Source organism: Thermoplasmatales archaeon (assembly GCA_026127925.1).
Lineage (GTDB): Archaea > Thermoplasmatota > Thermoplasmata > Thermoplasmatales > Thermoplasmataceae > JAKAYB01.
In genome coordinates this window covers 374,343-397,483 of the sequence record JAJSLM010000001.1, presented here as the reverse complement: position 1 = coordinate 397,483, position 23,141 = coordinate 374,343, and the positions used below count along the sequence as shown (strand labels likewise).

Annotated in this window: 25 protein-coding genes and 3 tRNA genes; 10 read left to right on the top strand and 18 right to left on the bottom strand. The window is 40.1% G+C overall.

Going from position 1 to position 23,141, the window contains the following annotated elements; all coding sequences use genetic code 11:
• Positions 1 to 133: 133 nt before the first annotated feature.
• The 6 genes from LVQ96_02025 to LVQ96_02000 all read right to left on the bottom strand — a co-directional run bounded on the left by LVQ96_02025 (position 134) and on the right by LVQ96_02000 (position 6,005).
• Complete coding sequence (locus LVQ96_02025) at positions 134 to 1,288, bottom strand: hypothetical protein (protein MCW6169928.1); 1,155 nt, start codon at positions 1,286 to 1,288, stop codon at positions 134 to 136.
• A gap of 308 nt (positions 1,289 to 1,596) precedes the next feature.
• Positions 1,597 to 1,690: transfer RNA gene (locus LVQ96_02020), tRNA-Met, on the bottom strand.
• Positions 1,691 to 1,699: 9 nt separating this feature from the next.
• Entirely contained in the window at positions 1,700 to 2,356 is a 657-nt protein-coding gene (locus LVQ96_02015; protein ID MCW6169927.1) for a 30S ribosomal protein S3ae, read from the bottom strand.
• Between the two features lie 142 nt (positions 2,357 to 2,498).
• The gene (locus LVQ96_02010; GenBank protein ID MCW6169926.1) at positions 2,499 to 3,761 is read right to left on the bottom strand and encodes an arginine deiminase family protein; all 1,263 of its coding nucleotides are present in this window, start codon (positions 3,759 to 3,761) and stop codon (positions 2,499 to 2,501) included.
• Between the two features lie 34 nt (positions 3,762 to 3,795).
• Positions 3,796 to 4,824 carry a hypothetical protein gene (locus LVQ96_02005; GenBank protein MCW6169925.1) on the bottom strand — a complete coding sequence of 343 codons (1,029 nt, stop codon included), beginning with the start codon at positions 4,822 to 4,824 and terminating at the stop codon, positions 3,796 to 3,798.
• Positions 4,825 to 4,841: 17 nt separating this feature from the next.
• A complete protein-coding gene (locus tag LVQ96_02000) occupies positions 4,842 to 6,005 on the bottom strand; it encodes an acyl-CoA dehydrogenase family protein (protein ID MCW6169924.1) in 1,164 nt (387 codons plus the stop codon).
• Between the two features lie 454 nt (positions 6,006 to 6,459).
• Here LVQ96_02000 and LVQ96_01995 point away from each other — a divergent pair, with 454 nt between their 5' ends.
• From LVQ96_01995 to LVQ96_01960, 8 genes are all read left to right on the top strand, one after another.
• Positions 6,460 to 7,983, top strand: a complete 1,524-nt coding sequence (locus tag LVQ96_01995) for a hypothetical protein (GenBank protein ID MCW6169923.1) — start codon at positions 6,460 to 6,462, stop codon at positions 7,981 to 7,983.
• Positions 7,980 to 9,467 (top strand): hypothetical protein, encoded by a 1,488-nt coding sequence (locus LVQ96_01990; protein MCW6169922.1) that lies wholly within the window; start codon positions 7,980 to 7,982, stop codon positions 9,465 to 9,467. Before LVQ96_01995 ends, LVQ96_01990 begins: the two co-directional genes overlap by 4 nt.
• A gap of 252 nt (positions 9,468 to 9,719) precedes the next feature.
• Complete coding sequence (locus LVQ96_01985; GenBank protein ID MCW6169921.1) at positions 9,720 to 10,301, top strand: DNA-directed RNA polymerase; 582 nt, start codon at positions 9,720 to 9,722, stop codon at positions 10,299 to 10,301.
• Positions 10,302 to 10,403: 102 nt separating this feature from the next.
• Positions 10,404 to 10,598: a DNA-directed RNA polymerase subunit E'' gene (rpoE, locus tag LVQ96_01980; GenBank protein ID MCW6169920.1), complete on the top strand. Its 195-nt coding sequence runs from the start codon at positions 10,404 to 10,406 to the stop codon at positions 10,596 to 10,598.
• Positions 10,576 to 11,085 carry a DUF359 domain-containing protein gene (locus LVQ96_01975; GenBank protein ID MCW6169919.1) on the top strand — a complete coding sequence of 170 codons (510 nt, stop codon included), beginning with the start codon at positions 10,576 to 10,578 and terminating at the stop codon, positions 11,083 to 11,085. Before rpoE ends, LVQ96_01975 begins: the two co-directional genes overlap by 23 nt.
• Positions 11,073 to 11,378 carry a 30S ribosomal protein S24e gene (locus tag LVQ96_01970; protein MCW6169918.1) on the top strand — a complete coding sequence of 102 codons (306 nt, stop codon included), beginning with the start codon at positions 11,073 to 11,075 and terminating at the stop codon, positions 11,376 to 11,378. Before LVQ96_01975 ends, LVQ96_01970 begins: the two co-directional genes overlap by 13 nt.
• Positions 11,375 to 11,563, top strand: coding sequence for a 30S ribosomal protein S27ae (locus LVQ96_01965; protein MCW6169917.1), 189 nt, complete (start codon positions 11,375 to 11,377; stop codon positions 11,561 to 11,563). The genes LVQ96_01970 and LVQ96_01965 overlap by 4 nt, the downstream gene beginning before the upstream one ends.
• 93 nt (positions 11,564 to 11,656) lie before the next feature.
• Complete coding sequence (locus LVQ96_01960; protein ID MCW6169916.1) at positions 11,657 to 11,878, top strand: hypothetical protein; 222 nt, start codon at positions 11,657 to 11,659, stop codon at positions 11,876 to 11,878.
• Positions 11,879 to 12,516: 638 nt separating this feature from the next.
• Here LVQ96_01960 and LVQ96_01955 read toward each other — a convergent pair.
• From LVQ96_01955 to LVQ96_01905, 11 genes are all read right to left on the bottom strand, one after another.
• Positions 12,517 to 12,589 (bottom strand) — tRNA-Pro (locus tag LVQ96_01955).
• A 3-nt stretch (positions 12,590 to 12,592) separates the two neighbouring features.
• Entirely contained in the window at positions 12,593 to 12,811 is a 219-nt protein-coding gene (locus LVQ96_01950) for a DNA-directed RNA polymerase subunit N (protein ID MCW6169915.1), read from the bottom strand.
• Positions 12,812 to 12,818: 7 nt separating this feature from the next.
• Positions 12,819 to 13,229 carry a 30S ribosomal protein S9 gene (locus LVQ96_01945; GenBank protein ID MCW6169914.1) on the bottom strand — a complete coding sequence of 137 codons (411 nt, stop codon included), beginning with the start codon at positions 13,227 to 13,229 and terminating at the stop codon, positions 12,819 to 12,821.
• Positions 13,230 to 13,231: 2 nt separating this feature from the next.
• Positions 13,232 to 13,645 carry a 50S ribosomal protein L13 gene (locus tag LVQ96_01940; protein ID MCW6169913.1) on the bottom strand — a complete coding sequence of 138 codons (414 nt, stop codon included), beginning with the start codon at positions 13,643 to 13,645 and terminating at the stop codon, positions 13,232 to 13,234.
• 5 nt (positions 13,646 to 13,650) lie between these two features.
• Positions 13,651 to 14,019, bottom strand: coding sequence for a 50S ribosomal protein L18e (locus LVQ96_01935; GenBank protein ID MCW6169912.1), 369 nt, complete (start codon positions 14,017 to 14,019; stop codon positions 13,651 to 13,653).
• A 175-nt stretch (positions 14,020 to 14,194) separates the two neighbouring features.
• Complete coding sequence (locus tag LVQ96_01930) at positions 14,195 to 15,001, bottom strand: RNA methyltransferase (protein ID MCW6169911.1); 807 nt, start codon at positions 14,999 to 15,001, stop codon at positions 14,195 to 14,197.
• Positions 14,982 to 15,776 (bottom strand): peptidylprolyl isomerase, encoded by a 795-nt coding sequence (locus LVQ96_01925; protein MCW6169910.1) that lies wholly within the window; start codon positions 15,774 to 15,776, stop codon positions 14,982 to 14,984. Before LVQ96_01925 ends, LVQ96_01930 begins: the two co-directional genes overlap by 20 nt.
• 84 nt (positions 15,777 to 15,860) lie before the next feature.
• Positions 15,861 to 17,531, bottom strand: coding sequence for a pyruvate kinase (pyk, locus tag LVQ96_01920; protein MCW6169909.1), 1,671 nt, complete (start codon positions 17,529 to 17,531; stop codon positions 15,861 to 15,863).
• A gap of 128 nt (positions 17,532 to 17,659) precedes the next feature.
• Positions 17,660 to 18,349, bottom strand: coding sequence for a ubiquinone/menaquinone biosynthesis methyltransferase (locus LVQ96_01915; GenBank protein MCW6169908.1), 690 nt, complete (start codon positions 18,347 to 18,349; stop codon positions 17,660 to 17,662).
• A 5-nt stretch (positions 18,350 to 18,354) separates the two neighbouring features.
• Positions 18,355 to 18,660 carry a DUF424 family protein gene (locus LVQ96_01910; protein MCW6169907.1) on the bottom strand — a complete coding sequence of 102 codons (306 nt, stop codon included), beginning with the start codon at positions 18,658 to 18,660 and terminating at the stop codon, positions 18,355 to 18,357.
• Positions 18,657 to 20,825: a minichromosome maintenance protein MCM gene (locus LVQ96_01905; protein MCW6169906.1), complete on the bottom strand. Its 2,169-nt coding sequence runs from the start codon at positions 20,823 to 20,825 to the stop codon at positions 18,657 to 18,659. The genes LVQ96_01910 and LVQ96_01905 overlap by 4 nt, the downstream gene beginning before the upstream one ends.
• A gap of 297 nt (positions 20,826 to 21,122) precedes the next feature.
• Here LVQ96_01905 and LVQ96_01900 point away from each other — a divergent pair.
• A tRNA-Thr gene (locus LVQ96_01900) sits at positions 21,123 to 21,196 on the top strand.
• Between the two features lie 133 nt (positions 21,197 to 21,329).
• Positions 21,330 to 22,025, top strand: coding sequence for a helix-turn-helix domain-containing protein (locus LVQ96_01895; GenBank protein MCW6169905.1), 696 nt, complete (start codon positions 21,330 to 21,332; stop codon positions 22,023 to 22,025).
• 102 nt (positions 22,026 to 22,127) lie between these two features.
• Here LVQ96_01895 and LVQ96_01890 read toward each other — a convergent pair whose 3' ends face one another.
• The gene (locus LVQ96_01890; GenBank protein ID MCW6169904.1) at positions 22,128 to 23,111 is read right to left on the bottom strand and encodes an ROK family protein; all 984 of its coding nucleotides are present in this window, start codon (positions 23,109 to 23,111) and stop codon (positions 22,128 to 22,130) included.
• Between the last annotated feature and the right edge of the window lie 30 nt (positions 23,112 to 23,141).

Here is a 23,141-nt window from a genome sequence, read left to right as displayed (position 1 = left end):
CGTTCTTTCCTTTGGACCATTTGTAAGCTTTTACCGAGTAGAAAAAGATAAGTAAAAAAGATACCGAAAAGCCAATCAACGCATACGTGAATACTTCATCCAAATTCGTTTTTTTCACTCTCCCACTAAATCTTCAGGAATATGATCCTCCATATCCCCACGTGTTCCACCCTATCTTGTTTGCTATTTCATGAGCTAAATCACTTATAGAAGCAACTATGGCTACACCTGAGAAAGATTCATATGCTACCATAGGGACATTAGGAATAAAAGTTATAGTGTTCATGTTGCTCAAATACCCGTACATCCCAATAGATGATACAAGGGAACCAACAACAGTTACCCATGGATAGTAATAATCGACGCTATCAAACATCCATATATATTTATCCCCGCTGTGTTCATTCGCATAGGTAGACTCGTAGAGAGATGTGAAGTCGTTATCCCACACTACTTGGAGAACCTGAATGACCGCTCCAGCAGCAATAAGTGCCGCCCCTATTATTGCTCCAGCTAATGCGTTTAAACCAATCGTAGCAGGGGCAAGAGCTACCGTTGCGCCCAAAACGGCTAGAGCAATGCTAGCAAGTATACTGTAGTCATTGGTTTCGCTAGTTACGTGATTATAATATCTTTGGGCGCTGTTTCCGGCATACAGGGAGTTGATTACGTCATGTTCACCATAAGTAACAGACCATCCCCCGAGCCACCATGGAGCATGATAAACAAAATAATTCACTGTTACCATTACCCACATTCCACTATCAAAATAGACTCCTTTTGGCAATGAGTCTGGTGATATTTTCAAAAGTATAGATGAGACGCTACCTGTCTGTTTTTCATAAAAGACATTGGCACCAACCAAATGCTTAGAGAAACCAGGTGGGAATTTCTCATTTCTCAAAGATGAGAAAGTTTTGTTAGCTAATTTTGCATCCAAAGAGTTAAAACGTAACAATTCTTGATTTCTATTCCATCGTAAAAGTTCAATAGAGCTTGGTTCTTTCTCAAGAAATTTCTTAACAATCGTATCTCTTTCCACTGTACTCATACTTTTGAATTCGTTTATAGTACTTCCTGGGAAATTAGTAAGATACCAGGAATCAAATTCTTTAGCAAATATAACAGTTGCATTTTGGCTAGAAGTTTTAACTATTGCCTGAGAATCGCCATTCACTACAGGGCTCTTATTATTTACTACAGCAGCATGTGTAATTCCGGAAAAAACTAGAAACACCATCACAGTCGCCATAAAAACAACACCTAAATACTTTATTTTTTTGTTCATATGAATCAAAATACTTTGATATATATATATTGTAACTACGATTGCTACAATTTTCAAGAACAGAATTATAGGAAATCGGAAAAGGGGTTTCTCAATGTAATCTATTTAGAACCCTGAAATTTAAGAGATAAACGACGTGTAGCCTACAACACTATCGTTAACCACTTATAATTCAGACTTTTAATCCTGGATCATAGCCTACTTCTTCCAACGTTTTTTAAACGTACCAGCAATGAAATTATATTGCGCCCTCAATGTCAGAGAGCATCAGTCAATTCGACTATAGTGAAATATCAGATACGATTTTATGCCGGGATCGGGGGTCGAACCCGAGACCTCCGGATTTCCCAGAACAATCAAATTCTTATGAGTCCGGCGCTCCACCAACTGAGCTATCCCGGCATCGATGATTTATGAGGCTTCTTCGAGCTTTTCAGGCTCATCGGTGCTCGGAGGTTCGCTGTATGTTTCCTGTACACTCGGAGGTAATCCTATGGCCTCGGTTTTTCTTATTTCTATCTTTCTGATTGGGTAAATGTCCCTAGCAGCTTCAGCAAGATCGTTATGGATTTCGTCGCCTATAACATATTTAACCAAATCACCGTAATTTAATGTTTTTGCCTTTTCCTGAAGGAAATTTTCTGCGCATTTTCTAATCTCAAGCTTCTTCGTGTTTGTCAGTTTACCGTCTGTAACAATAACGAGTTTACAAACCATTCCACTATTATCTGCTGAATAGATGGTTTGTACAATGTCCAAACGCTCCTTTCGCCTTCTAACCATTCTCTTTATGTAATCATCGCTAACGGAATGACCAACAAACGCAGTGGAGCACTTTGTTCCTGCGCATGATCTGATCCGAAATACGATCTTTGAATTTGACTTCTTAAGATTCCCAGTTAAATCTGATACGGAATATTCAACATTCCTTCCTACCATTAATTCCGGTGAGGATCCTAAGCTTACCGCTATCTCTTTGCTTCCAAAATACTCTGGAGCGAGTATACTATACCATGTTTTCTCTTTCCACTTATCCTTACTCTTTTTTTGAGCTCTATCCTTTGCCATTAAATCCCTCTAATTAAATTAATATTAATTGAAGCTTCCTCCTAATGGTAACGCAGAATTAAATGTTTCGCAAATTTTTCTCAATAATATTGTTGAGTTTCATAAATACCTAGGTTTTCGGCACTTATTCAGAAAATAGGATTTAACGCTCCAAAGAAGCCGTCATGCAGTGCGCACCACCATATCCTCCAGTGAGTTGACTTAATTCAACCTGCTGATAGTCTATCCCTAGATCACTTACTTCCTTTCTATTTGGGAACAATTTGTTCTTTCCATTAACATTAAGTTCCTTAGATATTCTCCTTTCAATATCAACCGGGAAGCGGTGGCCCTTCATAAGGAGTTTAAGAATATCTGAAACATTTGCGACAATAATCTTATTGTCCGAAATTGTCAGGAAATTTGACGAATAACTCAACTGCTCACTCAAGGTAAGATCGATTATGTTGAAATCTTTTGACAGAATGTAATCGTAAAGCGTAGTCTTTTCCTGCAAAGTTTTTTTTCCGTTATCCTTTGTGTAAACTCTGGCAATTGATTTTTTCATTGATTCCACAGACCCTACAGCAACACCGTTACCTGCGATATTGAAGTACGTATCGAGATGCATATTTATCATGCTGTTTGATTTCGATGATTTAGAAATACTATATTCTGGGTTTTCTACAACACAATATTCTTCGTAGTCAAGAACATCTGAATTTATCGCCTGAAAAGCACCATTCTCATCCGTTCTCTGCCCAGTTCCTATAAGGCAAAAGTCACCTGCGGGAATAAAATCTCCGCCTTCAAAAAATCCATTTTCATCAATCTTTGCGACGTTCTTTTCACCGAAGGCATATCTTATCACAAATTCCGTTATCTCAGTTTCTCTCATTCTCTGTTCCTTTTTCATACGGCCGACAACTACGCCTTTCGATCCTACGGCCTGTTGATCCCTCATAAAATAAAGGTTTGCAAGAGGTATGTTGGAGTAAATTGTCGGGTATTTCGTGAACCCTGGTGTTTCACGCTTCAAATCGATGGAGGGTTCAAGTGTTAATATGTTAAAGAGGGTCAGTGAATCGAGTGAAGGTAAATTCCGTTTGAGCTCTGTTTTAGCAGCGACTGTATCTTCTTTATTCCCGTAAAAAACAACGGATTTAAGAATTTTATCTTCTAAAAGTCTTCTAAATGCCTTGTTCGTATCGCCTTTCCTAGAAACAATATCGCTTAAAAGCTCGACTTTTACCCCATTCGCTTTCATTACTTCTTCAAGGTTTTCATGCTCCTTTATAGCATCTCTAACCCTGAATGGTCTTTCGAAAAGGAAAGGTGAGGGAGCCAACATTGCATAGTCAACTTCAGTCCCAGGCCTATGTATCATAACTTTTCTCAATGTGTGCCATTCTGCCTTCGCTTTCATAAGAATTCCATTACCTTATTTCTGTGGAGTTGAATTAATTTGCTGTAGGTACAGGAAATATTTTTCCATCAAAAATGTATGCGTCGAAGTCGTGACTTAAGCGTTCCCTTACGGTGAACATCTTGAAGTCCGTTGTGTCCATGACTTCACTCTCATCACCCGATGTTGAGAGTAGTACAAATTTCCTTAATACTGCTTTTTCTCCCTGGAAAATGTAATTGTTGCTGAAGAAGTCTCTTGTTGAAAGATACTTTTTCGTAGAATATTCTGGACTCACGATTGTCAGTTTTGAAGGCGTTGTCTCCACGACGATGAACTTGCCTTCTGAATTTGAAATTATTTCACCTGGCAAAAGATCGAGTATACGTACAAGATATGTGTATCTATATAGATCGCTTCCGCCCTCCCTTCCGGCTAACTTCTTTGTTGCCAGAACGTACGAAAAGAAATTGTCATGGATTAACTGTGAAGCGTTGTTTCCGTCGGATTTCGACATAAGGTAAATATCGTATCCTTCAGGTAGGCTTACAGTTTTCGTGATCATGAAACCTTCTTTACCGGTACCTTTTTTCGTATATTCCTTGATCAAATTAACTGCCTGCTCAAGTTGCCGTGTTTTTCGAGTGGTGTATGATCTTATCTGTATGATTGCTTCATAATACGATCCCGTGAGTTTATTACACCTCGGGCAACTCTCCTTTGCAGACTTTATTTTCACGGATAACATCTTGTCTTGAATAACAGTCTCACCTTTCTTTACTACCAAGCGGAAAGAAATCGATTGATTGTCAAAATCCAACTTTATATCGCTTGCAGGGATGATTAATTCCACACCACCTTGATCAGATTTAACGGCATCTTTAATGAGTCTTCCCAAGTAGTGTTTGAAGTCGCTATACACCCACCTGTTTCCTATTTTGATTGCACCACATTTTGGACATTGAGTCAGCGGTATAGAATCCCTCGTATCTATTTTCAGTGCATCGATAAAACATTCTGTACATAATGCACCGATCTGTGCGTCGTTTTTACCACAAACTATACATTTCATTCCCTTAGACATTAAATCACTGCATTATCTTAGGCCTTGCCTAGAATTTCTGGATCTTTCTTAAACGATTTAACAAGAGCGGAGGCAATTAGATGCTTCCTGATTTCTGTTGTGCCCGCTCCTATCTGACCCAGGATGGCATCTCGCATCAATCTTTCCACGACCATGTCCTTTGTATATCCGAGACCACCCAAGATCTGTATGGCTTCTCTCGATATATATTCCGCAGACTCTGTTGAATGCATTATGGCGGCAGCCGCGCTCAGAGAATCCATACGATTCCGCTCAAGATTACGCAGAGCTTTCTCGGCTAAAAGTTTGCTGGTCTCATATTTTGTATACATATAAGCAAGTTTTTCCTCTATCAGTTCAAAACGATAGAGATGTGTATTGAATTGTTTTCTTTGTGTTGAGTATTCTATCGCAGTTTCCAGCGCTCTTCTCGCTAATCCTATGAAAATGAATGAGAGTACGACTCTCTCAGAATTAAGTCCAGATAGGATAATATCTTTACCGTTGCCGTATTCCCCTACGACCCGATCCTTTCCGAGAACTATGTTATCAAAATAAATTTCGCCTGTCGGGGATCCCCTCATTCCCATTTTGTTGAACTTTTTCCCCCGTGAGAAACCTTTATCCGAACTAAGAACTACAAACGCAGAGTAACTATCGCCTGTCCTAGCATAAACAAGAAACAGGTCAGAAAATGGAGCATTTGTGATAAGCGTTTTTGAGCCATTCAAGATAATCTTATCACCATCTTTCCAGGCTTCGGATTTCATGCCCAATGCATCTGAACCTGAACCGGGTTCCGTTAAAGCTAGAGAACCTATCCATTCTCCAGATGCAAGTTTTGGAACATAATCCCTTCGAATCAGTTCCGATCCATTCCTATATAAGTTGTCTAGGCATAAATTGCTGTGGGCACCATACGAGAGTGCCAGAGAAGGCGATGAATAACCAAGCTCTTCTTCTATTATTGCCTGTGCCGCGATGTTCAAACCTGAACCTCCATATTCTGCGGGAACAGTTATTCCAAGATATCCCATTTTCCCCATTTTTTTGAAAACAGATTCTGGGAAATAATCCTCATTGTCGATTCGCGAAGCCATAGGTTCAACTTCTCTTAAAACGAATTCTTTAACCGAATTTTTCAGCATGCTTAACGTCTCGTCATCTGGTTCGAAAGGCATTGTTGAGGATTACTGTATAGTTTATATTTTATCCCTTATAAACTCTCCATGGTACGAGAATGAAAGCCCCGGATTAGTGACCTGAATGCTATAATCTTTCCTTTTTGGTGCAGGTCATAGTTTTTCCGCGGACCTGATTTAGGAATAATACTCATTACTTTTGTTGTGCGAAGTTTATTTTCTATTTAAGATATTATAATTTGAACCTTAAGTAAGGCCAACGATTTTCGTGCATAATACGCTGTAGAGCGTGATTAAGATAGAACGCATTCAATAGCGGGTGTTTCTCTAATATTCTTGGCGTTTACTTCCTTTCTGAGAGCATAATAAACGATCGTAAATGTTAAATTGTCTTCACGAATACGTTGTGGTGGGATGGAGTTCCCGTTAATTGTCCAGACGTGACTGATAACTCCTTTAACTGATCCTATAGGATTTAGGTTAGGCGATTTGTATGGAGTTTAAAGGTCTGCTTGGAACATCTACGGAAAATTTTTATGAGGAATATGCGTCGGAACCTGATTTCTTCAAGGATTTGAATCTTGCTCCTGTCATTTCCAGGATAATTAAGCCCTTTGAAAAATTTAAACTGAGGACTTTGTTTCTATCTCCACTCCATGACGTAAGCGCGATTGAGTTTCGGCAGGCTATATTCAGAGATCTCGAGGATGACAAATTATTGGGCCTTTTGAAGAAATTCTCATCTGATCTAAAAACTGTTAATGGACACCTATCAGCCCTAGAGAAGCTTTACGAATATCAGAGAGAAGGATGGTTCCTTGAGGCAGTAATGCTCTATTCCTCATCTATTGAAAATTTGTCAAATGAATTCTCCAAGCTTAAGATAAGATCGGTTGGACTAGCTTCTTTTCGTGATTTTCTCCTTGACTACATAGATTCTGAAGCCTATAAGACGCTGGCCCAAACAGCGAAAGAAATACATTACGATCTTTCCAAATTGCAATACCTCATGGTTATAGGAAGTGGAAAAATTACTGTATCTGGATTCTCAGGTGGCGAGGATTATAGCAAGGAAATTATTGAATCATTCCAAAGATTCGGTGAGTATGCCGCACACAAGGAAAGCCTTAGGATAAAAGAAAACAATGGAATGTCTCACGTCGAGGCAGCCATTCTTGCTCTGGTTGCAAAGATATTCCATGAACCGTTTAATAAGTTGAAGAATTTTTATGAATCAAATGAGAATTTTTTGAATGCAACAGTATCAAATTTTTACAATGATTTGCAATTCTACATCTCGTACTGTGATTTCCTCAGACCTATGAAAGATATGGGCCTTCATTTCTGCATTCCTGAAATATCCAACAGTAAAGCAGTGACGGCTAAGGAAACCTTTGATATTTCACTTGCAGCCAAATTAGCATCGGAAAAAAAAGAAACCATAACCAATGATTTTTACCTGTCAGAGAAAGAGAGGATCGTTGTCGTAACTGGCCCGAACAATGGTGGTAAGACTACATTTGCACGGACGTTTGGTCAACTGCATTTTTTCGGGTTGCTGGGCGTTCCGGTCCCCGGGACGGAAGCAAAACTATTTCTTTGTGACGGAATATACACACATTTTGAAAAAAGCGAAGACCTTGAAAATCTCAGAAGTAAACTTGAGGATGATCTTCATCGCATAAAAGAAATACTGAACAGGTCGACCTCCAACAGTATTGTTATAATAAACGAAATGCTTAGTTCTGCTTCCGTGATGGACGCCGTTTCCATAGGAACAAAGATCATAAAAACAGTGAGGGATAGAGGATCGCTGTGTGTTTACGTTACTTTCATCGATCACTTGACCAGACTTAATGGCACAGTGAGCATGGTAAGTCAGGTTGATCCGGATAATCCTGCAATAAGAACATTCAAAATCTTAAGACAAGAGTCAAATGGGTTGGCCTATGCCAATGCGCTCGCAGATAAGTATGGACTGACCTATGAGAGAATATCGGAGCGGATAAAATTATGAGACCATCTTTACTGTTTAATAAAGAGAGTGATCGCGTTTTCGACGAGCTTCCATGGAGTAGCAATGACCTTGTGAAAGATTTTGAGCTTGAACGTGTGTTTAATGCTATGTCTGGTGGCGACAAAGAGCTAAAGAAAATAGCTATGGAGATTGTCTTGAATCCTATCATGGAGCAGGATACTATAAAATATCGCCAAAAAGTAATCGAGGATTCTCTTAAAAATTCGGAAATTATAAGGGACATATATGACCGATTTTTTAAATCGGTTTCAAAGGCTAGGGAGCACCATTTCTGGATGGGAAGTTCCAACCCGGAATACATTCTCAACGAATCCATATCAATATTATCTATCTATATCGATACGATAGAATACGTTAGGGGCACATTAATTAGGAATTCTAATCAGTTTAGTTCAAACGGTTTCCGTTCTCTCGTAGAATTTATGCAGAAAAATTTTAGCTCAGAGTATATAAGAGATATTAGAAGACACTTGGCTAATTTAAGCTTCGAGCGCGGTATCAGTGTGAGAGGAAAAATTGGCAAAGCAAATTCGATATCTGACTATATGCTGCTGAAGCCAAAAGAGATTAAGCACGCTCTTCCAAGGATATCATTGAGGCATAGGAATCGCCATTACACATATGTCTTACCTGAAAGGGATGAGGCCGGTGCGCAGGCATTATCTGCAATGAGAAGAAAAGCCATAATAGACGTAACTAATGCACTACAGGATTCTGCTGAAAACGTCCTTGGATTCATAAATGAAATTGAGATGGAGATCGGATTTTGTGTTGCAAGCATAAATCTGTACGATGCTATTGAAAAGACCTCTATGCCCATAGTCTTTCCCATAGCACAGGACTTTGACGGCGCTACGGAATTCAGGGAACTTTGCGACATATCCCTCGGTATAAAGTTGCAGAAAAAGCCGGTGGGCAACAACCTCAGTACAGATAAGCTAAGACTCCTGGTGATAACCGGAGCAAACGGAGGTGGAAAATCGACTTTCTTAAGAAGCTTGGGCCAGGCTCAATTATTAATGCAAAGCGGACTCTTTGTTTCCGCCGAATATGCAAAAATTCCGATAGTGCACGCTATATTTACTCATTTCAAGAGAGAAGAAGACGCGGGAATGGATAAAGGTAAATTTGACGAAGAATTGAGCAGGATGAATCTCATTGTTGACCACCTTATGTCAAGGAGTCTTGTCTGTTTTAATGAATCTTTCGCGGCAACAAACTCTATCGAAGGTTCGGAGATTGCAAAACAGATCATCAATGCACTTATTGAGAAAAATATTAAGGTATTCTTTGTCACGCATTTATACGATCTTGCAGCAGCCTATTATGATAAGAGAGGAAATGGGATGATGTTCGTCAGGGCGAATAGGCTTGAAACTGAAAGCCCATCTTTCAAGATCGTAGAAGGCAAACCGCTTCCTACAAGTTACGGTGAGGACCTTTACAATTCAATCTTTCATTGAAGAAGGACTGGAACAAACATTTCAAAACTATGGTCCCATTAACTCTTATTGTACTTTTGAAGTGATCCGCTACTTTATCAATTGAGACCAATTGCTTGGATGAGCATACAGACGTCAGAAGAAGTTTATAAGTGGTTCATGAGATGAATTTGATTGAAATACGAAACAGACGAAAAATTGAATTAGATAATTTAAAGTAATCATAGATAATATCCGCAAAGATCAAGGTTAATTCTGTTAAGAGGATGAACTATGTATGTAGAAGTTGAAGAAGAATATGTTGCGAGGATACCTCCGGATAAGCTATCTGAAGATTATGACAGGGCGATGCTTGAGGTTACAAAGGCATCGTTGGAGGGGAAACTTGTTGATTTCAAGAGTGAAGGGAACGAGAATAATTCACCGGGAAAATACTTTGTAATATCAATAATGAATGTTGAACCAATAGGCGATGGCGTAATAGTGCACGGAGATGGCGGAGTTTATCAAACAGTCAGATACAATGCACTGGGATACTATTTGGAGATGCAGGAGATCGTTGAAGGCCTTGTTGTCTCTGTTCAACCATTCGGTCTCTTTGTAAGATTTGGTCCTTTCGAAGGATTACTTCATAAGAGCCAGGTAATGGACGACAGAATCGACATTGATGCTGGAAGCCAGAGACTTATTGGAAAGGATACAAAAAAGGAAATCAAAATAGGAGACAAGCTCAGGGTTCGCGTAGTATCTCTAAATCTTAGTTCCCTCTCTGCAAAGGATAGCAAGATCGGTCTTACCATGAAGCAAGTAGGTTTGGGTAAACCAGAATGGCTGATCAAGAAGGTCGAAAGTTAATCGCCTGTGAGGGAAATAAGCAACTGGCAATTTCGTAAACGGTGAAAATATGCATTATATATCGTTAGAAGATCAAGGTGAATTTACAAGAAAGGTGGAGAAATGAAACAGGAATACAGGGCATGTAAAAAATGCAAGATTCTAACAACGGAGAAAACCTGTCCGGTGCATGCAAACGAGAAAACAACTACCGAATGGTATGGCTTTCTAATAATTATTGACCCTGCAAGATCGGAGATAGCGAAGAGGGCCAATATTGTAGAACCAGGTGCTTATGCAATTAGAGTCAGGCAGTGAATTCGTACTGAGCGATGATGCCAGGAGGTTGATTACGCTCAACAATGGGGAACTCTGCAACCCAGAGGTTTTTAAGACTAAATTCTCCGAGAAAAGGATTGTTTCTGTTGGCGACGTTACCACCGAGAGACTTGAACAAAACGGGATAAAACCTTTTCTCGAAGTCGTCGATCTAAAGACAAAAAGAACCAGTGATGGTTATTTCACGCATCGTTCAGGATCTGAAAGTATAAAAAATGCCCCAGGCGTCATAAGTCATGATTTGTTCTTTCTCATTGAGAGACTGATGAAAGGAAACGGAGGAAGGATAGAGATTGAAGGAGAGGAAGATCTGTCTGTCATACCAATAATTTTTTATTCAGATCAAAATACAGTAATTGCTTACGGCATTCCGGATGTGGGAATGGCATGCATAGAAATTAATGAAAACATTAAGAAATTAGTTGATCATATTTTGTCCAGGATGGAGATAAGATGCAAGAATTAAAAATAGAAAAACAGGCCGAAAATAAGTTACTTCATAGAAAGGAGATACGCTATAGAATAGTATTTGCTGGAGAACCAACTCCCAGTCGGGAAAAGATAAAGGATTTAATTGCCAAAAATACAGGTGCTCCAAAAGAGCTTGTCATTGTTGATAGGAATATCCAAGAAACGGGAAAAAATGAGGTTATTGGATATTCAAAGATTTATGACACAAAAGAGAATGCATTACTGTATGAACCGGACTATGAATTGTTCAGGAACGGGTTGAAAACAAAGGAGACAGCGACTCAATGATGAAAAGAGAACTTTATTCTGTTACCGACAACAAAGTTGAGAGGAAGAGAAGATTTTGCCCCAGATGCGGACCAGGTGTATTCCTTGCTGAGCACAAGGACAGATTTACGTGCGGAAAGTGCGGTTATACCGAATTTCGAAAAGAAGCTTCTGAAAAACCTAAAACAACGAGAAAAAAAGCGTAATAAGAGACAAAATTACTTAAATGATTTCTCATACACATTAAAATTTCATCAATTGTGAACGTTTATATACAAAAAAGTGTTATATTTCACGATGTGAAAATGATTAGAGATGAGGCCACTTTGCTAATTATGCTCATAGTTGTTGGAATGGTGCTATGGGTAATGAACTCTATTAATTATTTGGAAATACCCATGGGTGGTGGCACGGTTTTCAATCTCGGATACGTATTAGGTCTGATTTTCTTTGCAATAGCCATTTTGATGCTAGTTAGAATTAAGAAACGGAAGACTACTTTAACCATGGGAAATAGTTAGAATATTCGCTCTAATTTGACTATCGTAATTTCGAGTTGGACTTGACTCAAATGGGTTTAGTGATATTTTAGATAACAAAGAGTTTAGCATAGTATTTCCAGATTCAAATCAGAGATGCATTCAAAATGAATGAATCATATCTCGTGGCTTGATAAATCTTCAGGTGATTCAATCCCTGAGCATCCTTTTTTTCTGCTATCTTTAGACTTCGTTGAAAATTCGGTTGTAAGATTTCCTGGGATTCTCATATTCAACGTACACCTCATCGTCAACGTTCAAAGCTAAATGTACTGTCAATTAATTCTGGTCCACGCTCTTGGACTTCTTAAACGCTATTGCGACATATTACAATAGAATGTTGATAGTGCTATCACCACGGAAAATTCTTACTAGTACTCTGAGAGTTAATGATGATCTTTCATTAGTCTTATTAAGTAACATGGATAATATCCCTCTACCGTCCTCCCGCCTTAAATAAAGGAATGGAAATTGGGGTGTCACTATACACTGAATGAAGGTGTAGGATGGCAGCTAGATTTTCCTAAGTATAAATATATTTAAACAGGCCATAATAGAGTATAAATAATCCAAGTTAAAAGAAATATGTCAAGAAAATAATGCATGAATTTTATCAGTAATGGGACCGTTGAGATTTGAACTCAAGTTACCAACACCCCAAGCTGGTAGGATACCAAACTACCCCACGGTCCCAGATTATGAGAATGGCAGTATTTCGTCAATCAAGTCCGTGTGGGATAGCACCATTCTTCTGCAGCAATATCTCTTTAAGCCAAGATCGTCCATTATTGCAGAAATTTCTTGTGGGGTCGGTTCTCTTCCATCAGAACGTATTTCTTTTATTTTCTGGTTGAATTTCTGGTAATCAGAAGCAATTACGCGCCCGCAACTAAAACATCTCACTGGAATCATCATTTTTAAATCACCTGTATGATTTCTGGGTCCTTGCTCTAGCACCCCTGCCTGCTGGTTTTTTCGCTAATTTTCTTCGGATATCGTTTACAAGCAAGGTTCTATCATACTGTCTGAACGTAGATTCAATTGCATCATCCTTAAAATACTCGACTATACCTTTGGCTATTGCGGTTCTCGAGGCATCTGCCTGACCTGTCGTCCCGCCACCGGAAACCTCAACGCTTATGTCAATAGTGTTGAGTTTATCACCAAGGAGCGTTAGAGGCTCCATTATCTTCTCCCTGAGGATCTCAACCGGATGCAATTCTACCGGAAAACCGTTAATTGTAACTCTACCATTTCCAACCTTCACACGTGCCCTTGCAACGGCCGTCTTTCTTTTACCAGAGGTTAACACAACCTCATTTTTTGTTGCCATAATTAATATTTTCCTCCAAGATGTTTGGATATTTCACCTAGAGTAAGGTATCCCGTGGATTTATTATTTTTCACTTCATCCAGAGACTTAGGCTCCAGTTTTTTCAAATCCTCGGGAAATCCACTGTAAACTTTGCATCTCTTTAATGCTTCCGCTCCTCTGGTCTTGGTCTTTGGGAGCATATCTCCAATAGTCCTTCTAAGTATCTGATTTGATGTTCTCGGATAATATGGCCCTTTTCTTACGCTGCCTATGTCACGGAGAGCCTCAAACTTCTTGAAAATGTTATCCTTGGAACCGGTTATAGCTACCTTGTTTGCATTCACTATAACAATTTCCTCGCCGTTTAAAAGTTGCTTTGCAACATACGATGACAATCGCCCATAAATGAGATTAGTTCCGTCTATCAATTGCAAATTATTCACCTCATGATTCTTACATTTGTTCCTTTCGGGTTATCTTTAGCCAGCTCTACAAGAGACTTAATTGTTGATCCGCTAGTTTTTGCCTTTTCAGCAGCCTTTTTAGAGAATTTTAATGCTGCTATCGTGACATTCTTATTCAGGTGACCGGAGCCAAGGACTGCTCCTGGAACAACGAGTGTCTCGCCATCCTTTGCCACCTTATCGATCTTCGAGAGATTGACATCTGCATACCTAGAACGGGAAGAACTCATCTTATCAGCAATAGTCCTCCATAGGCTCGAATTATTCTCTCTTGAAATCTGCAGTAACGTATCTATTGTATCTCGTAGATATGGATTTTCCTTTTTAGTTGATCTTATCGACATTTGATTCTACCGACCGGTAAACCTCATAGTTTACCGGTAATAAAAGTTTTTGACGAAAATCACCAATTTAGCATGCTCCACAATGGGAAATTTTTAAATTTCAAAATTACGGATTATAGATAAAATAGTTGTTGTAACTTTTCAACTTGACGAACAAATGAGATGCATATTGTTCTCAATCTCTCTCCTCGTCGTTATCGTAACGCGGGCCACCTATGTATTTTAAGACGCCCATAATCTTGTAATACTCACTCTGTGTAATATTCGCCCTTGAAAGTATTCTGCGAATCATTACCATCGATTTATCCTTCTTATAGTCCGGATAACTCGAATCGGATATCAGCCGCTCAACGCGCCCCACAAGAAGTTCGAAATTTCTGGGAGAAATAAGCTCCGATCCACGCAGTTGGCTATAGGGAACCTGCCTGATCATTTCGTAAAGGAGTATACCAACCGCATGGGAAAGATTATAGACGTTGTATTCTGGATTCCCTGGTATATTGATGAAAAAGTTGCATTTTGCTAGTTCTTCGTTTCGCAATCCATCAGATTCCCTCCCGAATACAATTGCAATCCGACCCTTCTTTGGGAGAATACTTTTCCAAAATGTTTCAGGAGATACAGGTATTCTCAGGAATTTTCTCTCATCATCCGTTTTAACATTTGATGTTCCTGCCACAATTGTAAAGTCTTTTATCGATTCCTCAAAATCGTAAAAAATTTTTGCATTTTCAAGAATCTCTCTTCCACCCATAGATCTGGCAAAGGCTTCATCGCCTAATGCAGGCGGATTTACGAGGCGCAGATCGCTTAAACCAGTATTTTTCAATATCCTCGCAACTGCGCCAATATTCCCTTCATTTTTTGGACTCACCAAAACAACTGAAACTCGGGATGAGAGCTCAGACAGTCTGTCCGCGAGATCTTCCTCGTTGAATTTGTCCTTCTTTCTTTTCAGCGGTCTAGGATTTTCCTTGCTCAATGTTTTCCTCTACTGGTTTATTATCGACTTCAGATTTCTGTTCCTTTTCTTCTTCCGTCTTTCCAGTTTCGGCATTTGCCTCTGAACCTTCAGGTTTCGGATACGTTTCGACAAGTTTCAGTTCATTTGTGCTGACGTACTTTCTAACATCCGTTACAAAATTGAACTTAGATTCAAGCCATTCATTGTTGAACTTTGCATCATCGGGAACGAGTATTTCTAAGATTTCATTGTTCTCGCTAACACTGAAACCATTTGATCCGTTCGGATAATCCAGATCCAGGAGTGCCAAGATTTTATCTGTTGGGGAAGAGATAACCGCGTTGACTCTGTATTTATAAAATACTACCTTTCCGGCCCACTTATGATTGAAATCTATCAGAGTTCTTCCTGGCGTAAGAGAAATAATCTTTCCAGTTCTGCCCTTCAGTGTAACTTCCATGCCAAGCTCCGGATTTATTTTTTCCTTCTGCAGTTCGCGAAATGTGTGCAGCTGAATGTTCTTCGGATCTCTCTTTCCGAAGCCGTTCTCGGGCTCTATCCTTATCTCGTAATCCGTTCCAATAACGGCCTCGCGAAACGATTTGTTCAGTGCTTCGCTTATTTCCTTAATGGGTTTATCAGAACCAACTATCAAAATCTGATCCTCATATTTTGCCCCATCCTGGTAGATATTGCTTTCCCTGGCAAGTTTTTCATCACTTGTCAGAACCAGTTTTCTTTCGTCGCCGACATACATTTCGTAACTAATCTTTATGAAATCGCCATCATTCATCAGGTTTCACCAAATTTCGAATACGCCCAAAGCTCAAGAACGTATTTATAGCTATCGAGATAGATTCCCATGATTAGCAGAGTATCAGGATATTATTACACCAGTGAACCCATCGATGTGCACCATCTGCCCCTCATCTATTCCGCCCGCAAGTCTGGTCCTGTAAAGTATTGTTGTTTTCTTCGAGATGAGATCGTTCTTAAGTTTTTGGGCTATATCTTCAGTAAATATTATTCCCCGAAATCTTGATGCTGCGGATTCATTTACTGTGTTGCCTGAAACAACAAGAATGTCTCCCTTTCCAGACTGTTTCAATGTTATTTTTCCGTTAATGGACTTTCCTAGGGGGTAACCGCGACCTACAAAGTTCCCAACTGTAGCGACTCGTACTTCATTCGTTCCGCCAAAGACAAAATATGGGGCTCCTGAAGTTATAACAATCCTGTTGCCCTTCTTCAGGGATGAATTCTTCAAGATTATATTTAGAACGTTATTGAAATCCAGATCCTCCAGATTTGCTAAATCAAGAACCGTTGGCTCCACGCCCCAGTAAAGGTTCAATTTCCTAGCAACGCCCTCAGATTCAACAGCAGCAATTAGTGGTGCATGAGGCCTGATTGCAGAAATCATCTTTGCCGTGTTTCCAGTTTTGGTGAATGCCAATATTGCATCAGCTCTGATTTCCTGCGACACAACCTTGGATGCCTTCGCGATCGAATAAGCAACAGGGTTTCCAAAAAATTCTGCAGGTTCAGGCATCTCTTCGCGCTCAGATTCCACATAATCAGAAATCATCCTGAGGTACCGGACGGCAGCTACGGGGAATTCACCAATTGCGGTTTCCTCGGAGAGCATGACTGCGTCCGCGTTGTCGAGAATTGCGTTCGTTACATCCGATATCTCCGCTCTTGTTGGACTACTTGATTTTACCATAGACTCAAGCATCTGAGTTGCAACGATAGCGGGAACACCGACTTTGTGCGCGATCTTGATGATTTCTTTCTGCGCAACCGAGACCTCCCTCAGCGGAAGCTCAACGCCAAGATCTCCACGCGCGACCATTACCAAGTCTGAATTTCTGACAATCTCTTTCAGGTTCTGCATTCCGCTCTTGGTCTCGATTTTGGATATGACATATTGATTGCCTCCCTTTTCGTTTATCATTTTCTGGAGATCGATCACATCCTGGTCTCTCTGTACAAATGACTGGGCGAAGAAATTAACTCCGGCTCTGATGCCTTCCTCCATAAAGGAAATGTCACGATCTGTGAGTGTGCCAAGTTCTATGAATTTGCCTGGGATATTCACCCTGCTTCGATCTCTTAACGCACCCGAATCCCGGGACCTTACGGAAATTTTTCCTCCCTTTGCCTTTGTGACCCTCATCCGGATCTTTCCGTCACTGAGCAGTATCTGATCGCCTTCGTGAAGAGAAGCTAGTGCACTATCATGATTAAGTTCTATGTCGCCACCTTTCCCAACCGTGTATTCTTTACCCCTATTCACCTGAAGTGAACCGTTTTTAAAAGCGCCAGTTCTTAATTCAGGGCCTTTTAGATCTACCATTATGCCAACGTGCTTGTGAACATCAGAATTTATCTCATCGACAACCGTTTTGACCTTTTGTATGTACCCGGGCTCTATATGCGCTGTGTTTATTCTTATTGCCGACAGGTTATTTTTGAACATTGTTTTCAAAAGCGATCTCTTGAAACTTGCCGGCCCTATCGTAGATACAATCTTTGTTCGTGGCATAAATAAGGTATGAAAAATTTATATTTAACCGAGAGCAATTGCAAAAGATAAAAACTCTGTCTGGTCATAACGCTGCAAATTCTGATGCGCCTGCTAAAAAAGGTCTACCACGCAAAACAACTCGCAAATCATGCCTTCTTTTTGGCAATATGAATGTTTACGGCTCCAAACATGAGACTTTTTGCAGAACAGGTCTCAAATCCTGCGTCAAGTATCATCTTTCTTATCTCTTCCTGACTGTAAAAATGTTTCACCGAACTGGCGAGATAAGAATATGCCGTGGAGCGCGTGATCAGATTGCCCAGCTTGGGAACAAACTTGTAAAAGTATAATGAAAAGAGCTGTGAAAAACCCTGCTGGGTAGGGTTGTATGCGTCAAGATTTGCAAGGGTTCCACCGGGCTTCAAGACCCTGTACGATTCCCTAAAGAATGCATCGACGTGGGTAAGATTTCTTGTCATATATGCTGAAACAACCGCCTCAAATGAATTTGAGGGGAAAGGTATTTCCTCGGCACTCCCGATCACGAATTTAACGTTCTTCAAGGTGACTTTCCTAGCCATGCTCTCATTAACGTCCATTGGCACCACGTGACAGGTTGGGCATTCTTTAAGAGCGAGTTCAGTTAGCTTTCCAGTGCCGGCTCCACAATCAAGAACAGAGGCTCCGCCCTGGAGATGAAGTGAACGAATCATGCCCTTTCTCCACCGGTTGTCCTGCCCCATCGAAATTATTGAATCTACAAGATCGTATTTTTCGCTGATAGTGTTAAAAATCTCTTCTACCACCTTACTTTTATTCTCGTATGTTTCTTGCAAATGTTTCACTCTATTATTTTAGCGAGCTGCGCATAAGGTATTCCGTCAATGTAAATTACGTTTTCTGAATCTATAAAATCCATATCGATTGCTAGTCCTACAACGTGTTTGCCGACCAGATTTGCGATTGTACAAATACCAAGGGACGAGGTAAAGGTTTCGTCCGATACACGCATGTTGCCATAAAATCCAGATAAAACCTTAATGTGGAATTTTCCTTCCCTGAATTCCTTGTCTATAAGATTGGAATCCGCAGCAGCCAAGATTACCTCATTCTGAGCCTCGGTAATTTTCATAGTGATCTGATTCAACGAATCACGTCCAACTTTTTGTATGAAGGCTCATATATCTGTCCTGAACGCTTGAGATGTTCAATCGCATCTCGTGCTCGCTCTTCGGTGAGGCCTTTCGAAACAGACAAAGATATAACCTCGTTGATCTCAGCTGCATGTTTGCTTTCAGCCTTTAGCTCTTTGATTATATCAAAAACTGTTTCCAAATCGTTCCTCTGTTTGGAACTTGTTCCACTCAACAGGATATCTATATCTACACCACCGTCAGTCATTGACACATCTCTGAGATAATAATCGACAATCTTCTTTGCAAGCATTGCATCTTCTGCGGTAACGAGCGGAGATAGTTTTGTTCTAGCAGCCGCTTCAGCAAGCCTGATTGTTGATTCAAGCTGCCTTGCTGTAATGGGTATTGATTCTGTGTTCCCGCCTCTCGTTTTCACATATTCATCTTTCAGCAGTTTTATGGCTTCATCGGAGAGTCTTGGAAACACGCGAGTTCTTGAGTAAGACACATATTTTCTGATTAACTCCTTCTCAACGATGGGCGCAAAATACTCTTCATCCGGTATCTCGTAATCAACGATCTCGTTTTCCTCGAGACTGCGATATATTTCACCGACGCGATGTGCTCTGAGAACGTGATCCGCCAAACGCTCATCGGAAGACTTTTCAGGACGATCAATAATCTTAAAAATTACATCGAAACGAGAGAGCAGAGGAGGCGGGAAATCGATCTGATCGACTATGGACCTGTTAGGATCATACCTTCCCCATTTTGGATTTGCCGCACCAAGAATAGAGCACCTGGATTTCAGCGTGGCCATTATTCCAGCTTTGGAAATAGTTATTGTCTGCTGTTCCATCGCTTCATGCATAGCGGCTGTATCTCTGTCATCCATCTTATCCATTTCGTCGATTGCACAGAAACCGTTGTCTGCAAGGACAAGAGCACCTGCCTCAAGCGTCCATCGGCCTTCACCAAACTCATCATGAACCGCGGCAGCGGTCAATCCAGCAGCACTTGAGCCTCTGCCGAAAGTAAAAACTCCTCTTGGCGATATTTCAGTCATATACTTCAGCAATTGAGACTTAGCGGTTCCCGGGTCTCCAACCATCAGTATGTGGATATCCCCTCTTATCGTTGTCCCGTCCTTCATGACTTTTCTTACCCCGCCAAACATCTGGAGGACCAGTGCCGTCTTTATCATGTCGAGCCCGAATATTGTTGGAGCAATGGATGATGACAGTTTGTCGATCAAAGACGGGGTTTTGGAAAGGGCGATTATTTTTTCCTCGTCTTCTGAAGAAATTGTTATTTCCTCTAGCTCTTTGGATTTCTTGTAATTTACACAATAAAAGTATATCTCGAACTCAGTCAAAGTTACTATTCCAATACGTTTCTGTTCTGCCCTAACAATCCCATCGATGGTTACCCGATCCCCAGGATAGAGCCTGCCAGTGAGATCGTCCTCAATAATCACGGTAATTCGCTGTGGTTGGGTTCCGCCCTCAAGTGTTTCTGGATTTTCCTGAAGCTCAATCTTCTGAGTATCTACAAATTCCGAAAGTTCAGGAACAAGTTTGAACTTTGCCTTGTTATGCTCGATTCCACTTTCAAGTTCGTTTGAGCATTTAGCAGGTTCTTCCATTTTACCTTTTGACTGCTTGACCTTCGTTATGGCTCCACATACAGAACACTCAAAAGCTGCGTCCTGAAGGCGAGGGAGAACTTCCGTATTCTTTCGGACTATGCCGTTTATAGAGAGCAGCTTCTCAATATCCTCGCTCCTTATCTGCCTTATCTCTTTTCTGAAGCTTTGATCCTCACTAAGACCTGATATTCTGAGGTTAACTCGATTAACATTTACCCGATCGGTATGTATGAGACTGCGCAAGACTTCTTCTCCGAGTGCAAGTAGATGCTCCGGATTATCCAGAATGGCGGATTCAAACGATGAATTATGCCGTCCAAAATCAGAAAGATCCTTAAATGAAACGTAAATTGACTTTTCGTCCGGATAAACACTGCTTACCCTGTTAATTGTATCCATATATCCGTATTCGGAGTAAATCCTGAGCCAGGATTCTCTCAATCGATCTTCTTCCTCAATTCCTATCGGGATCATTTCTACATGCAAATCTATAACATGTGAAATAACTTTTCTGTCATACCAAAGCATAATTTAAGTTTAAATCTCCCGTATTAATATGTGCTCATATTGTGTTATTCACACAACAGGTGCAACCTATTTTTCAATCACCTGTACGGTAAATCTGCATATTTTACTATTCGTACACTATATACTCGATCTCCATCATTTCTCTTTGGGTATAGAAGAAATTTTTCCTCCCCATTAACCGTCTGCAAATTAATAAATGTCTTTTGGTTGTGCCTTTAACTTACAGATCGCTGGTTCATAATCTAAATAGATTTTTCGCGTAAATTAAATAATCATATAGGCAATGACCCTTCTAATGCCGCCGTAGCTCAGCATGGTAGAGCGCGTGCTTGGTAAGCACGAGGTCGCGTGTTCAAACCCCGTCGGCGGCTTACTTTTATAATGAGGAGTTTTTGCTATATAGAGACCAGGAAATCTCTCAGCCTGATTGATTCAATTGTCTTGGGGTTTCATAAGTTTGATTAAGATTAAAACAAATATAGGGAACATATTACCTTTTTCATAATGGCAAAGAGTATAACAATTGAACTTGACTTAAAAAAACTAGGAATAATAAATCCGCATTTCTATGTTCATGAAAAGGAACTACTAGTGCACGACATAATAAATTATGGACCAGATCAAATAGTGTATATTGCTTCTCTTGAGGGCAAAGATATCAAGAAAAGCAGTCTCACCCTCTTATCTAAAAAAGAAGAACTATTGAAATTATATAACTTGGAGAGTTTTGAAATATTATCAACGGGAAACAGATCTGGTGAATATACAATACTCATATCTCAAAGAGTCCCGCCTGTCTTGAAAAAATTAATAGAAAGGTATTACGAGACCATCTTTTTAGTACCTCCAATTAAGATTTCACAGGAATCTATGAAATTCAATTTCCTCATTATAAAACATGAATCCAAAAAATTCATGGAACTGTTGAAAGAACTTGATGTCCCGTATACTATAAAGAAAACATCGGATGTTTTTTCCAATGGAGGGATGTCTGTATCGTCTCCTGCTAAATCTGCTAGGTTGACCAAAAAACAAGTGATAATATTGAAAAAAGCATATGATTTCGGGTATTTCGATATACCGAGGAAACTGACAATGAAACAATTTTCAATAAAACTTGGTATATCATTAGCGTCAACACACAGAATTTTAAAGAGAATAGAAAGAAAAGCGATCATTAAACTTCTGGAAAATTTGTGAAAACAGAGGTTATTTTGATTCTTAACAGAAGAGAATAATTTTTGGAATCATTTTGGGAATGCCCTCAAAGTGACTGGTATATTTGAACGGCAATTCCAGGGATTACGTTGATTTTGCTACCGGGCTATTATGCATGCTCGTCTCCGTTTCATTGAATATCGGTATAGATACTGGAGCCAAATCATGCCCGTTCTTAAGGCCACGCAGAATCTTTACCGGTCTGTACATGCTTTTAAACTCTTCCCTTATTGCCATTCTCAATGGAACAAAAAGGTCATTTCCAGCATCTGCGATTCCACCGCCTATTATGACTGCCTCCGGATCCATGATATTTATCACATTGACTATGCCAACAGCTAAGTAGTATATAGTTTCTTCAACGATCAGCTGCGAAAACATATCCCCCTTCCTCTTAAATTCAAACACCTTTTTTGCATCAATTTCGGAAGGCTTTAGCTTAGAGAAAAGATGTGACTCATGTATTGCAGTAATATTTTCAGAAGCTCGGCGGGCAATTCCTTTCCCACCGGCCACTGCTTCAAGACAGCCACGTCGTCCGCATCCGCATATTGGCCCATTGGACATTATAACCATGTGTCCAAACTCTCCAGCCATTCCGTGAGCTCCCCTGTAAAGCTGTCCGTTGACAAATGCACCTCCTCCTATTCCCGTGCTTATTGTCATGTATACGAAATTGTCCATATTCTTGGCAGATCCGAATAGTTTTTCAGCAATAGTGGCTGCGGTTGCATCATTTTCAAGGTAAGCCTTAGTCCCGAATTCGTCTTCAAGCATCTTTGTAATGTTGAAATTCCTTAGACCGAGAATGTTTGGAGATGATATGACTAACCCCCTCTTCTGGTCAACAAGACCAGCAAAAATTACACCAATGCTGTCTGGCTGTTTTATGCCACTGCGTTCCATTACCTCCCAGCCCATATTTATTAGATCGTCTCGAAGTTTTTTTGGTCCGAGGTGCCTAACCGTGGGTTTCCTTACAACAGACAGTATTCTTCCATTTTCATCACCCAACACCGCGGATACCTTGGTTCCACCAACATCGTATCCTAAAATGAATTTTGGCATAGGAGACTTAATACAATATAGTTATAAATT